The organism is Streptomyces sp. NPDC030183 (assembly GCF_055573455.1).
Map to the genome: position 1 here is coordinate 37,125 of NZ_JBVIBK010000001.1, position 12,001 is coordinate 49,125.

Below are 12,001 nucleotides of genomic sequence, written 5' to 3' on the forward strand. Positions count from 1 at the left end.
CTACTTCCCCTTGTGCCCGGCCCTGCCGCGACTCTTGTGGGAGCCGTTCTGGGTGCCGTGCTGGCTGTCGTACTGCTCGTACGCGTCGACGATACGGCCGACGAGCTTGTGCCGGACGACATCCTGCGACGACAACCGGGAGAAGTGCACGTCCTCGACGCCGTCCAGGATGTCCTGGACCTGGCGCAGACCGGACTTCGTGCCGTCCGGCAGGTCGACCTGCGTCACGTCACCCGTGATCACGATCTTCGAGTCAAAGCCGAGGCGGGTGAGGAACATCTTCATCTGCTCGGGCGAGGTGTTCTGGGCCTCGTCGAGGATGATGAAGGCGTCGTTGAGCGTGCGGCCGCGCATGTACGCCAGGGGCGCGACCTCGATGGTCCCGGCGGCCATGAGCCGCGGGATCGAGTCGGGGTCGAGCATGTCGTGCAGCGCGTCGTACAGCGGGCGCAGATAGGGGTCGATCTTCTCGTAGAGGGTGCCCGGCAGGAAGCCGAGCCGCTCGCCGGCCTCGACCGCGGGGCGGGTCAGGATGATGCGGTTGACCTGCTTGGACTGCAGGGCCTGCACGGCCTTGGCCATGGCCAGGTAGGTCTTGCCGGTGCCGGCGGGGCCGATGCCGAAGACGATGGTGTGCTTGTCGATGGCGTCGACGTACCGCTTCTGGTTGAGCGTCTTGGGGCGGATGGTGCGGCCGCGCGAGGACAGGATGTTCTGCGTCAGCACCTCGGCCGGGGTCTCCTGGCCTTCGCTCCTGCCGTTCTCGCTCGCTCTCAGCATGGCGATCGAGCGTTCCACTGCGTCCTCCGTCATCGGCTGTCCGGTGCGGAGCACCAGCATCATCTCGTCGAACAGGCGCTGGACGAGAGCGACTTCGGGGGCGTCGCCGACCGCGCTGATCTCATTGCCCCGGACGTGGATGTCGACCGCCGGGAAGGCCTTCTCGATCACGCGCAGGAGGGAGTCGCCGGAACCCAGCACGGTCACCATGGGGTGCGCCGCGGGGACGGTGAACTGCGCTCTCGCCTTGCCCTGCGCGGGGGTGTGAGCTGTGGGTGTCTGAGTCATGGGCCGGCTCTGGGGCCGCACGTCCTCCTTGTAACGGATCGCAGGCCCTGCACGAGGGCTGCGCTTGCGTTTCAAGGGTACGCCGGGGCACCGACAACGCCGCAGGAGTTTTCGACGGTGCGGATGAGCTCCGGGGGGCTCGTGGCTCAGCGCCAGAGCGGGGCGCCCGCCGGGCCCCCCGTCGCGGCCTCGATCCTGGCTCTGGTCTCCGTCATCACCCGCACGATGCGGTCCTCGTGGGCCGGGGTCAGGCGGGTGGTCGGCACCGAGCAGCTGATGGCGTCGCGGGCCGGGGTGTCGTAGCGCAGGGCGAAGCCGAAGCCGACGATGCCGGGGACGCCCTCCTCCCGGTCGACGGAGTGGCCGCGGGCGCGGGTGGCGGCGAGGTCGGCGACCAGGGCCGCGCGGGTGGTGCGGGTCCGGGGGGTGAGCGCCTCGTAGGGGCCCTCGGGGAGGTCCGCGTCCGCGCGCTCGGCGAGGAGGGCCTTGCCGAGGGCGCCGGCGTGGGCGGGGAGGCGGCGGCCTACCCGGTTGATCGTGCGCAGGTACTCGTGGGACTCGCGGGTGGCCAGGTAGGCCACGTCCATGCCGTCGAGGCGGGCCAGGTGGATGGTCTCGCCGAGCGCGTCGGACGCCTCGTCGAGGTACGGCCGTACGGTGCGGACGCGGGGGTCGGAGTCGAGGTAACCGGTGCCGGTGAGCAGGGCGCGGATGCCGATGCCGTAGAGGGAGCCGGTGGTGTCCGTGCGGACCCAGCCCCGGCCGATCAGGGTCTGGAGCAGCGCGTACATGGAGCTGCGCGGGACCCCCAGCTCGTCCGCCAGTTCCTGGAGCCGGGCCGGCCGGTCGCCGCGCGCGGCCAGCAGCTCCAGCAGCTCGAGGGTGCGCGCGGCCGACTTCACCTCACGGACGCCCCCCGCGCCCTCTGTCTGCGCCATGCGCCGATCGTAAACGGCCCGTTCCCGCCCATTGACGCCGGTCATTCATATATCTAACCTCCATCCTCATACATGGAGGACATCTACATAGGGAGATGGCGCCAGGTGGGCCTCGACTCGGATCTCCCCGCGGCCACGGTCCGGCGGCTGCGCGACGGCATGGTGAACGGCGTCCTGTCGTTCCCGCTCACCAGCTTCCGCGCCGACGGCTCCCTCGACCTCGACGGCTTCGCGGCGTACCTCGACGCGCAGGTCGCGACCGGCCCCGGCGCCGTCTTCCCCGCGTGCGGCACGGGCGAGTTCTTCTCCCTGGACGAGGACGAGTACCGGGAGGTCGTCACCACCGCCGTGGAGGTGACCGCCGGGCGGGTGCCCGTGGTGGCCGGGACCGGCTACGGGTGGGCACAGGCCGTACGGTTCGCGCGGATCGCCGAGGAGGCGGGCGCCGACGCGCTGCTGGTACTGCCGCACTACCTGGTGGCCGCCCCCCAGGACGGGCTGGTCCGGCAACTGGAGGAGATCGCGGCACGGACCCGGCTGCCGCTCGTCGCCTACCAGCGCGACCAGGTCTCCTTCACCGCCGACTCGCTCCGCCGGATCGCCCGCGTCCCGAACGTCGTCGGCCTGAAGGACGGCCACGGCGACCTCGACCGGCTTCAGCGCCTCACCCTCGCCGCCCCCGAGGGCTTCCTCTTCTTCAACGGCGCCGCCACCGCCGAGGTGCAGGCCCGCGCGTACGCCACGGTCGGCGTCCCGGCGTACTCCTCCGCCGTCCACGCCTTCGCGCCCGAGATCGCCGGGGCGTTCTTCGGCGCGTTGCGGCGCGGCGACGACCCGGTGCTGGAGAGGCTGCTGCGTGAGTTCTACCTCCCGCTCGTCGAGCTGCGGGACCGGCGGCCGGGGTACGCGGTGTCGCTGGTGAAGGCGGCGGCCCGGCTGCGCGGACGCCCCGTCGGCCCGGTCCGCGCCCCGCTCACCGATCCCTCGGCCGCCGACCTCGCCGACCTGGAGCCACTGCTGGCCACCGGGCTCGCCCTCGCCGCGGACGGGGCGGTGCCCGCGGCGCCGGCCGACACCACCGCCGCCGTCCCGACCGCTGGAGCCGCCCTGTGACCGCTGTCCGCGACCTGACCATCGCCGAGGTCCGGCTGACCCCGATCCTGGTCGCCGACCCGCCGCTGCTGAACACCCAGGGTGTGCACCAGCCGTACACGCCCCGGCTGATCGTGGAGGTCGTGACCGCCGACGGGACCACGGGCGTCGGCGAGACGTACGGCGACACGAAGTACCTGGAGCTGGCCCGGCCCTTCGCGCGGCGGCTGGTGGGCCGCACCGTCGACGACCTCAACGGCCTGTTCGTCGTCGCCGAGGAGGTCGCCGTCGACAGCTCGCGGGTCTCCTCCCAGGTGGACGTGGGCGGTCTGCGCGGGGTGCAGACCGCCGACAAGCTGCGTCTTTCGGTGGTGTCCGCGTTCGAGGTGGCCTGCCTGGACGCCCTCGGCAAGGCGCTGGGGCTGCCGGTGCACGCGCTGCTCGGCGGGAAGGTGCGGGACGCGGTGGAGTACAGCGCGTACCTGTTCTACAAGTGGGCCGGTCATCCCGAGGGGGTCGCCTGCGAGACGGACGACTGGGGGGCGGCCCTCGACCCGGCCGGGGTGGTGGAACAGGCCCGGAGGTTCACCGAGCGCTACGGCTTCACCTCCTTCAAGCTCAAGGGGGGTGTCTTCCCGCCGGACGAGGAGATCGCCGCGGTCCGCGCGCTCGCCGAGGCGTTCCCCGGCCGCCCGCTGCGGCTCGACCCCAACGGGGCCTGGTCGGTGGAGACCTCCGTGAAGGTCGCGGACGCCCTCGCGGACGTCCTCGAATACCTGGAGGACCCGGCGCTGGGCACACCCGCCATGGCCGAGGTGGCGGCGCGCACGCGGGTGCCGCTCGCCACCAACATGTGCGTGACGACGTTCGCCGAGATCAAGGAGGCGTTCACCAAGGACGCCGTCCAGGTCGTCCTCTCGGACCACCACTACTGGGGCGGTCTGCGCAACACCCGTGAACTGGCCGCGATCTGCCGGACCTTCGGCGTGGGTGTCTCCATGCACTCCAACACCCACCTCGGCATCAGCCTCGCCGCGATGACCCATGTGGCGTCCACGGTGCCGAACCTCCACCACGCCTGCGACTCCCACTATCCCTGGCAGTCCGAGGACGTCCTCACCGAGCGCCTCACCTTCGAGAACGGCTCCGTACGCGTGTCCGACGCCCCGGGCCTGGGCGTCGAGCTGGACCGCGCCAGGCTGGCCCTCCTGCACGAACGGTGGCTGACCGACGACGGCACCCTCCACGACCGTGACGACGAGGCGGCGATGCGGGTGGCGGATCCGGCCTGGCGCACCCCGTCGGTGCCGCGCTGGTGAACGGCCCACCGCCCGCCGACGGCACCGGAGGACCGCGTGTCCCCGTTCCGCGGGGGCCCGGCGGGGCCATCGTGGGGGCATGGACGACAGGCGTGGCGACGTGTGGGCGGCCGGTGACGCCTACGAGCGGTACATGGGCCGGTGGAGCCGTCCGGTCGCGGAGCGGTTCACGGCGTGGCTCGGTCTCCCGGACGGTGCGCGGTGGCTGGACGTGGGGTGCGGCACCGGCGCGCTGACCGCGACGGTGGCGGCCCGCTGCCGGCCGCGCGCCGTGGTGGGGCTGGACCGGTCCGCCGGGTTCGTGGCCTCGGCCGGCACCGCCGTGCCCGCGCACTTCGTGGTGGCCGACGCGGTGGCGCCGCCGGTGCGCGACGGGGCGTTCGACGCGGTCGTCAGCGGGCTGGCGCTCAACTTCCTGCCCGCGCCGGGCGCGGCGGTGGCCGCATGGGCCCGGCTGGTGCGGCCGGGCGGGCTGGTCGCGGCGTACGTGTGGGACTACGCGGAGGGCATGGAGTTCCTGCGGCGGTTCTGGGACGCCGCGGTCGCGCTGGACCCGTCGGCCGCCACGCTGGACGAGGGCCGCCGCTTCCCGCTCTGCCGCCCGGCCCCCCTGCGCGCGCTGTGGACGGAGGCGGGGCTGACCGAGGTGGCCGTCGCCCCGATCGAGGTGCCCACGGACTTCACCGGCTTCGCCGATCTCTGGCAGCCGTTCCTGGCCGGGCAGGGCCCCGCACCCGGCTACGTCACGACGCTCACCGAGGCCGCCCGCGACCGCCTGCGCGACACGCTCACCGGAACCGTCCCCACCCGACCGAACGGCTCGATCGCCCTGACCGCCCGGGCCTGGGCGATCAAGGGCAGACGCTGAAACCCCGCCCACCCGAGGGGCGCGAGGAACTGCGCGAGCAACCACACACCACCCGCACCCGCCCACGAAACACGCACCCCCGCCCCCTCAGGCGCCCACCCACCCAGCGGAGCGTTTTGGTGCCACACTGGCCAGATCCACGCACCACCGCCAGGGAGCACACCGTGACCGCGTTCAAAGGGGAGCGTCCACACGACCGTCCGCAGGTCGACCCGCTGTCGGCCCTGAGGGCCCCGGACGACCCGCCCTGGGACGTGTACCTGACCGGCACCGTCTTCCTCGACATCATCTTCACGGGCCTCGACTCCGCCCCGGTCCGCGGCACCGAGTCCTGGGCCCGCGGCATGGGCTCCAGCCCCGGCGGCGTGGCGAACATGGCCACGGCCCTGGCCCGGCTCGGCCTGCGGACGTCCCTCGCCGCGGCCTTCGGCGACGACCACTACGGCGAGTACTGCTGGGACGCCCTGGAGCAGGGCGAGGGCATCGACCTGTCCACCTCCCGCACCGTCCCCGGCTGGCACTCCCCGGTCACCGTCTCCATGGCGTACGAGGGCGAACGCACGATGGTCTCGCACGGCCACGCCGCCCCCGCCGAGGAGTCCGCCCCGGAGTGCCCGCCCTTCGCGCGCGCCGCCGTAGCCTCCCTCGCGCCCGGCGTGCGCGCCCCCTGGATCGCCCAGGCCGCGCGCAAGGGCACCCGGATCTTCGCGGACGTCGGCTGGGACGAGACCGGCGCCTGGGACCTGGCGGGACTGCCCGACCTCGCGCACTGCGAGGCGTTCCTGCCGAACGCGGAGGAGGCCATGCGGTACACCCGTGCCGACTGCCCCCGCGCCGCCGCCCGCGCGCTCGCGGAGCACGTCCCGGTGGCCGTGGTGACGCTCGGCGCGGAGGGCGCGTACGCGGTGGACGGCCGTACCGGCGAGACGGCCGAGGTGCCGGCGATCGCCGTGGAGGCCCTCGACCCCACGGGCGCCGGCGATGTGTTCGTGGCCGGTTTCGTCACCGGCACCCTCGCGGACTGGCCCCTGGCCGACCGGCTGGCCTTCGCGGGTCTGACCGCCGCCCTGTCGGTCCAGGAGTTCGGCGGTTCGCTGTCGGCCCCCGGCTGGTCCGAGATCGCCGCGTGGTGGCGCCGGGTGCGGTCCCTCGACGTCCAGGACCCCGCCGCCCTCCGGCGCTACGCCTTCCTGGAGGACCTCCTCCCCCAGGGGCACGTGGCCCCCTGGCCGCTGCGCCGCGCGGTCCCCACCATCGGCTTCCGCCGCTCGGCCTGACGCGACCCCGCGAACACCCTGCGCGGAGGGGGCGCCAACTCGCCTGCACGACAGGGGAGTTGGCGCCCCGTCTCGACAATCGGGGCCAGTGCGGCTACCCCGCCATTCGCACCCCAAACGCAACGTGACTCACATCACGCCCTCCGCGTTTCTTCCGTGCTCGGCGACCTTGATACAAATTCTCCGCGCGTCCCTGTCCGTCGACAGCCGCCCACTTCCCTTGCCGGGCCGCGGTCGTCGGGGTCCGGAGCCGCACCCTCGCACGTCCAGGAACGCCCGTGTCCCCCCGCACCCCCACCCTGCCCTGGCCCCTCGTCGCCCTTTTCACGGCCGGGTACCTCGCCGCGTACCTCCTGCCGACCACCGTCGGCAGACTCGACGCGGCCCTCCCCCTCACCGCCACCGAGGCCGGCGCCGTCGGCAGTGCCCTGCTGCTGGGTTCCGCCACGGCGGGCTTCACCCTCGCCGCCCAGGTGGAGCGGTTCGGTCCCCGCCGCCTCGCCCGCACGGGCCTGCTGCTCGCGGCGGCCGGCTACGGCACCGCCGCCCTCACCACCACCCTCCCCGCGGTCGTCGCGGGAGCGGTCCTCGGTGGCTTCGGCTCGGGTACGGCGACCGCCGTGGCCGCGGCCGGCATCGCCGCGCAGCGCGACCCCCACCGGGTGTCCACCATGGGCCTGCTGGGAGTCTCGGCGCTGGCCGGCGCGCTCTACCTGACCATCCCCCACCTGGGCCCCGGCCACGGCCTGCCGCTCGCCGCCCTCGCCCTCACGGCCCTGCTCACCCTGCCGGCGGCCGGCCGTCTCCCCACCGCCGTGGCCGGCGCCCCCGGCGAACGGGAACGCGGCCCGCTCCCCCACCGCCGCTCGGGTCTGGTCCTCGCCGCCACCCTCCTGCTGTGGTCCCTCGCCCAGAACTCCCTGTGGGGTGTGAGCGGCCGTATCGGCACCACCCAGGCCGGACTCAGCGAGGTCACCGTCGGCGCGGTGTTCGCGGCGGCCCTCGGCGCGGGCCTGCTCGGGGTGATCGGCGCGAGCGCGCTGGGCGCGCGGCTCGGCCGGGCGCTGCCCATCGGCGGCGGTACCGCGCTCATCGCGGGCTGTATCGCGCTGAGCGCCTCGGCGACCGACCTCACCGGCTTCGCCACCGGCGAGATCGCCTGGAACGTGCTCTACCCGGTCGTCCTGTCGTATCTGATCGGCCTCGCCGCCTCCCTCGACCCGCGCGGCCGCTGGGCGGTCCTCGTCGGCTCCGCGTCCTCGCTGGGCACGGCCGCCGGCCCCCTCACCGGCAGCCTGCTCGCCGCCCACGCCGGCTTCCCGGCGATGGGCGCGATCCTGGCCGTGGGCCTGCTCCTGATCGCCGCCCCCATGACGGCCGTGGCCCTGCGCACCACGACCGCCACGACCGAGCACGCCCGCTACCGGGACCGGGCGGCCACCGAGCAGCCGGAATACCGCCCGGCGGCCTGACCCCGGGCCGGTCGGCACCCCGTCGCCCCATCGAGATCCGGACGCGTCAGAACGCGTACGCGTCAGAACTCGTATGCGTCAGAACTCGTATGCGTCAGAACTCGTACGCGTCGACCTCGGCGAGATACCGGGCCCGCCGCTCCTCGTCGTCCTCCAGGAAGGAGGCGGTGAAGGAGTTGCGGGCCAGTTCGCGCAGCCGCTCCTCGCTCAGGCCGAGGGTGCGGTGCACGGCGTCGAAGTTGTCACCGGCGTAGCCGCCGAAGTAGGCGGGGTCGTCGGAGTTGACCGTGCACAGCAGCCCGGCGTCGAGCATGGCGGGCAGCGGGTGGTCGGCGAGGGTGTCGACGGTCCGCAGGCGCACGTTGGACAGCGGGCACAGCGTCAGCGGGATCCGCTCGCGCACGAGCCGCTCGACGAGCGCCGGGTCCTCCATGCAGCGCAGCCCGTGGTCGACGCGCTCGACGCCCAGCACGTCGAGGGCCTCGGTGATGTACTCCGGCGGCCCCTCCTCGCCCGCGTGCGCGACCCGCCGCAGCCCGAGCGCGGCGGCGGCCTCGTACACCTCGCGGAACTTGGCCGGGGGGTGACCGACCTCGGCGGAGTCGAGTCCGACGCCGGTGATCCGGTCGAGGTAGGGCTGGGCGGCCTGAAGGGTCTCCATGGCGGAGGCGGCGGACTCGTCGCGCAGGAAGCACATGATGAGCCGGGTGGAGACACCGTGGGTCTCCTCGCTCTTCTCCAGCGCCCGCCACAGCCCCTCGACGACGGTGCCCATGGCCACCCCGCGGGCGGTGTGCGCCTGCGGGTCGAAGAACATCTCCACGTGCCGCACGCCCTGCGCCGCGGCCCGGGTGAGATAGGCGTCGGCGAGGTCCGCGAAGTCCCGCTCGGTGCGGAGCACGGCCATCAGCTCGTAGTACAGGTTCAGGAACGACTGGAGGTCCTCGAACCGGTACGCCTCGCGGAGCGCCTCCGTGTCGGCGTACGGCAGGGCCACGCCGTTCCGCGCGGCCAGCTCGAACGCCAGCTCCGGCTCCAGGGTTCCTTCGATGTGCAGGTGCAGTTCAGCTTTGGGGAGGGACATCGAAGCATGGTACGTCCGGCATGCCGCGATTTCGCATCCACACGGCCGTCACCGTCGTTTCGGCAGCGCCACCCTCATCAGGTCGTGCGCCACGCTCAGCTCCCCCTCGAACCCGGCTGCGCGCGCCTGCCGTTCGAACTCGTCCGGCTCGGTGTAACGCTGGCTGAAGTGGGTCAGCACGAGATGCCGTACGCCGCAGTCGCGGGCCACGGAGGCGGCCTGACCGGCGGTCAGATGGCCGTGGTCCACGGCGAGTTCGATGTCCTCGTTGAGGAAGGTGGACTCGATGACGAGCATGTCGACACCCTCGGCGAGGGCGTACACCCCGTCGCACAGCCGGGTGTCCATGATGAACGCGAACCGCTGTCCGCGCCGCGGCTCGCTCACGTCGTCCAACGACACACCGCCGAGGGCGCCCTCCCGCTGGATCCGCCCGATGTCCGGTCCCTTGACGCCGTGCTCGGCGAGGCGCTCGGGCAGCATGCGGCGCCGGTCCGGCTCCACGAGCCGGTAGCCGTACGACTCGACGGGATGGGAGAGCCGGCGCGCGTCGAGCGTGTACGCCGGGGTGGTGGCCAGCACCGCGCCGTCCCCGTCGACGGGCACCTCGGTGATCGGAACGGTCTCCCGGTACGCCGTCGCGTACCGCAGCCGGTCGAAGAACCGTTTGCCGGAGCGCGGGTAGTGCGCGGTGATCTCGTGCGGGACGCGGTCGAGGTTGACGCGCTGGATGACCCCGGCGAGCCCCAGCGAGTGGTCACCGTGGAAGTGGGTGACGCAGATCCGGTTCAGGTCGTGCGCGGCGACACCGGCGCGCAGCATCTGGCGCTGGGTGCCCTCGCCGGGGTCGAACAGCAGGCCCTCGCCGTCCCACCGCAGGAGGTAGCCGTTGTGGTTGCGGTGCCGGGTCGGGACCTGGCTGGCGGTGCCGAGGACCACCAGTTCACGTGCGGACACTGCTCGTCACCCGGGGGGCCACTGGAGGCCGCGGCCTCCGATGACGTGCGCGTGGGCGTGCCAGACGGTCTGGCCGGCGCCGCTGCCGGTGTTGAAGACGATGCGGTAGCTGTCCAGCTTGTCCTCGTCCGCGACGGCCCGGGTCTCGCGCAGGACGTCCGCGGCGAGCGCGGGGGCCTCGGCGGCGAGCGAGGCGGCGTCCGGGTAGTGCGCCTTCGGGATCACCAGGACGTGGGTGGGCGCCTGGGGGTTGATGTCGCGGAACGCGACGGTCGTCTCCGACTCCCGCACGATCGTCGCCGGTACGTGCCCCGCCGCGATCTTGCAGAACAGACACTCGTCCTGCGGCTCCCCTGCCATACGTCGCCTCCGCTCCGCCACTGTGATCACTACGTGCGCCATCGTATCGACCGGGGTGCGCCGTCGCTCCGCGAATCGGGGGGCCGGGGGGGGTCGTGGGCGGGTGCGGGTCGGTGGGGGGCTGGTCGCGCAGTTCCCCGCGCCCCTGGAGGGACGGGCCTGCGGCCCACCCTCCCCCGGGCGAATTCCAGGGGTCGTTGCAACACAAGTGATCAACTGGCTGTGGCCAGGAGCTTAGCGAGGCGCTCGGCTGGGGTTTCCCAGCCGAGCGTTTTGCGTGGCCGGCTGTTCAGCTCGGCCGCGACGGCGTCCAGCTGTTCGCGGGTGTAGCGGGCCAGGTCGGTGCCCTTGGGGAAGTACTGCCGCAGCAGGCCGTTGGTGTTCTCGTTCGAGCCGCGCTGCCACGGACTGCCGGGGTCACAGAAGAAGACCGGCATGTCGGTGGCGGTGCTGAAGTCCTTGTGCAGGTGCATCTCGGAGCCCTGATCCCAGGTGAGAGAGCGTCTGAGCTCGGTCGGGAGGGCCGCGACGGTTTGTATGAGCGCGTCGCGTGTCTGCGTGGGCTGGCGGCCTTCGGGGAGGTGGACGAGGGCGACGAAGCGGCTGGAACGCTCCACGAGGGTGCCGATCGCGGACTTGTGAGCCTTGCCGATGATGAGGTCCCCCTCCCAGTGGCCCGGGATCGCCCGGTCGGCTGCCTCGGCAGGGCGTTCGCTGATCATCACCATGTCCTTGGCCATACGGGGCTGGCGCTTGTAGGACTGGCGGTGCGAGCGGCGCATGGCCCTTCCTGTGCGCAGGGCTCTGGCCAGTTCGCGGCGGAGTTCTCCGCGGCCTTGGATGTAAAGGGCCTGGTAGATGGTCTCGTGGGTCACGTGCATCTCCGGCCGGCCGGGGAAGCGTGTCCGCAGAGCCTGGCAGATTTGTTCCGGACTCCAGCGGCGTGCGAGGTGGTCCTGGATGAAGTCGCGCAGTTCGGGGCTCTGGCCGATCTTTCCCGGCTTCGGGCGAGGCCGCCGGGCGTCGGCGCGGGACTGCGCGGCGTGCGGCCGGTAGACCCAGCGGGAGCTGCCTTTGCGCAGTGGCATGCCGTTGCGGCGTATCTCCCGGCTGATCGTGGACGGGCTTCGGCCCAGTTCAGCGGCTATCTGCCGGATGGACGCCCTCTCCCGCAGCCGGTCGGCGATGTGGATGCGATCGGATTCCCGCAGGTAGCGGACCGGGCCATCGGGCGACAGCGGCCTGCGGACCGGTGGAGCACCCGCTGTTGCTCCCGTGGCCTGGCGGCCGTGACGCCACCGCTTGCCGGTCCGCCGGTTGATCCCGACGATCCGGCAAGCCTCTGTGTTGGTGAAGCCCTGGTCCATGAGCCGGAAGTATTCCGCTCGCTCACGGACCAGGACCTTGCGGCCTTGAGCCCCCTGCCGGTTCTCCCGAATCTTGAAGTCCATCGCACCCCCTGACTGGGGTGTTGCGACGACCACTAGAACGGAAGCCGAAGGGTGGGGCCTTCGGCCCACCCTTCCCTGAAAAGCACGGGGCGCAGCCCCGGTCGCTTTTCAGGGG

The 12,001-nt window shown here is 72.7% G+C and carries 11 protein-coding genes; 5 read left to right on the top strand and 6 right to left on the bottom strand.

The genetic code is table 11. The features are described from left to right. Both ACZ4Z2_RS00175 and ACZ4Z2_RS00180 read right to left on the bottom strand, forming a co-directional pair. On the bottom strand, positions 1–1,068 hold the full coding sequence (locus ACZ4Z2_RS00175; RefSeq protein WP_468070755.1) for a PhoH family protein: 1,068 nt from the start codon (positions 1,066–1,068) through the stop codon (positions 1–3). A gap of 146 nt (positions 1,069–1,214) precedes the next feature. Further along, entirely contained in the window at positions 1,215–2,006 is a 792-nt protein-coding gene (locus ACZ4Z2_RS00180; RefSeq protein WP_468070757.1) for an IclR family transcriptional regulator, read from the bottom strand. 159 nt (positions 2,007–2,165) lie between these two features. Here ACZ4Z2_RS00180 and ACZ4Z2_RS00185 point away from each other — a divergent pair, with 159 nt between their 5' ends. The 5 genes from ACZ4Z2_RS00185 to ACZ4Z2_RS00205 all read left to right on the top strand — a co-directional run bounded on the left by ACZ4Z2_RS00185 (position 2,166) and on the right by ACZ4Z2_RS00205 (position 8,034). Next, positions 2,166–3,119 carry a 5-dehydro-4-deoxyglucarate dehydratase gene (locus ACZ4Z2_RS00185; protein ID WP_468071636.1) on the top strand — a complete coding sequence of 318 codons (954 nt, stop codon included), beginning with the start codon at positions 2,166–2,168 and terminating at the stop codon, positions 3,117–3,119. Next, complete coding sequence (locus ACZ4Z2_RS00190; RefSeq protein WP_468070759.1) at positions 3,116–4,417, top strand: glucarate dehydratase family protein; 1,302 nt, start codon at positions 3,116–3,118, stop codon at positions 4,415–4,417. The genes ACZ4Z2_RS00185 and ACZ4Z2_RS00190 overlap by 4 nt, the downstream gene beginning before the upstream one ends. 79 nt (positions 4,418–4,496) lie before the next feature. Then, on the top strand, positions 4,497–5,285 hold the full coding sequence (locus tag ACZ4Z2_RS00195) for a class I SAM-dependent methyltransferase (protein WP_468070761.1): 789 nt from the start codon (positions 4,497–4,499) through the stop codon (positions 5,283–5,285). Between the two features lie 164 nt (positions 5,286–5,449). After that, positions 5,450–6,562 (top strand): carbohydrate kinase family protein, encoded by a 1,113-nt coding sequence (locus tag ACZ4Z2_RS00200; RefSeq protein ID WP_468070763.1) that lies wholly within the window; start codon positions 5,450–5,452, stop codon positions 6,560–6,562. A gap of 278 nt (positions 6,563–6,840) precedes the next feature. Beyond that, positions 6,841–8,034 carry an MFS transporter gene (locus tag ACZ4Z2_RS00205; protein WP_468070765.1) on the top strand — a complete coding sequence of 398 codons (1,194 nt, stop codon included), beginning with the start codon at positions 6,841–6,843 and terminating at the stop codon, positions 8,032–8,034. Between the two features lie 94 nt (positions 8,035–8,128). Here the strand turns inward: ACZ4Z2_RS00205 and ACZ4Z2_RS00210 are convergent, their stop codons facing one another. From ACZ4Z2_RS00210 to ACZ4Z2_RS00225, 4 genes are all read right to left on the bottom strand, one after another. Beyond that, on the bottom strand, positions 8,129–9,118 hold the full coding sequence (locus ACZ4Z2_RS00210) for an adenosine deaminase (protein WP_468070767.1): 990 nt from the start codon (positions 9,116–9,118) through the stop codon (positions 8,129–8,131). Positions 9,119–9,166: 48 nt separating this feature from the next. Then, positions 9,167–10,075, bottom strand: coding sequence for a ribonuclease Z (locus ACZ4Z2_RS00215; protein ID WP_468070769.1), 909 nt, complete (start codon positions 10,073–10,075; stop codon positions 9,167–9,169). Positions 10,076–10,081: 6 nt separating this feature from the next. After that, the gene (locus ACZ4Z2_RS00220; RefSeq protein WP_468070771.1) at positions 10,082–10,435 is read right to left on the bottom strand and encodes an HIT domain-containing protein; all 354 of its coding nucleotides are present in this window, start codon (positions 10,433–10,435) and stop codon (positions 10,082–10,084) included. Positions 10,436–10,647: 212 nt separating this feature from the next. Continuing rightward, positions 10,648–11,886 carry an IS30 family transposase gene (locus tag ACZ4Z2_RS00225; RefSeq protein WP_468070773.1) on the bottom strand — a complete coding sequence of 413 codons (1,239 nt, stop codon included), beginning with the start codon at positions 11,884–11,886 and terminating at the stop codon, positions 10,648–10,650. Positions 11,887–12,001: the final 115 nt, after the last annotated feature.

What these genes read in the sequence shown, in the direction of transcription:
- ACZ4Z2_RS00175 (WP_468070755.1), bottom strand. Translation starts at nt 1,068, where the DNA reads ATGACTCAGACACCCACAGCTCACACCCCCGCGCAGGGCAAGGCGAGA.
- ACZ4Z2_RS00180 (WP_468070757.1), bottom strand. Translation starts at nt 2,006, where the DNA reads ATGGCGCAGACAGAGGGCGCGGGGGGCGTCCGTGAGGTGAAGTCGGCC.
- ACZ4Z2_RS00185 (WP_468071636.1), top strand. Translation starts at nt 2,166, where the DNA reads ATGGTGAACGGCGTCCTGTCGTTCCCGCTCACCAGCTTCCGCGCCGAC.
- ACZ4Z2_RS00195 (WP_468070761.1), top strand. Translation starts at nt 4,497, where the DNA reads ATGGACGACAGGCGTGGCGACGTGTGGGCGGCCGGTGACGCCTACGAG.
- ACZ4Z2_RS00210 (WP_468070767.1), bottom strand. Translation starts at nt 9,118, where the DNA reads ATGTCCCTCCCCAAAGCTGAACTGCACCTGCACATCGAAGGAACCCTG.
- ACZ4Z2_RS00220 (WP_468070771.1), bottom strand. Translation starts at nt 10,435, where the DNA reads ATGGCAGGGGAGCCGCAGGACGAGTGTCTGTTCTGCAAGATCGCGGCG.
- ACZ4Z2_RS00225 (WP_468070773.1), bottom strand. Translation starts at nt 11,886, where the DNA reads ATGGACTTCAAGATTCGGGAGAACCGGCAGGGGGCTCAAGGCCGCAAG.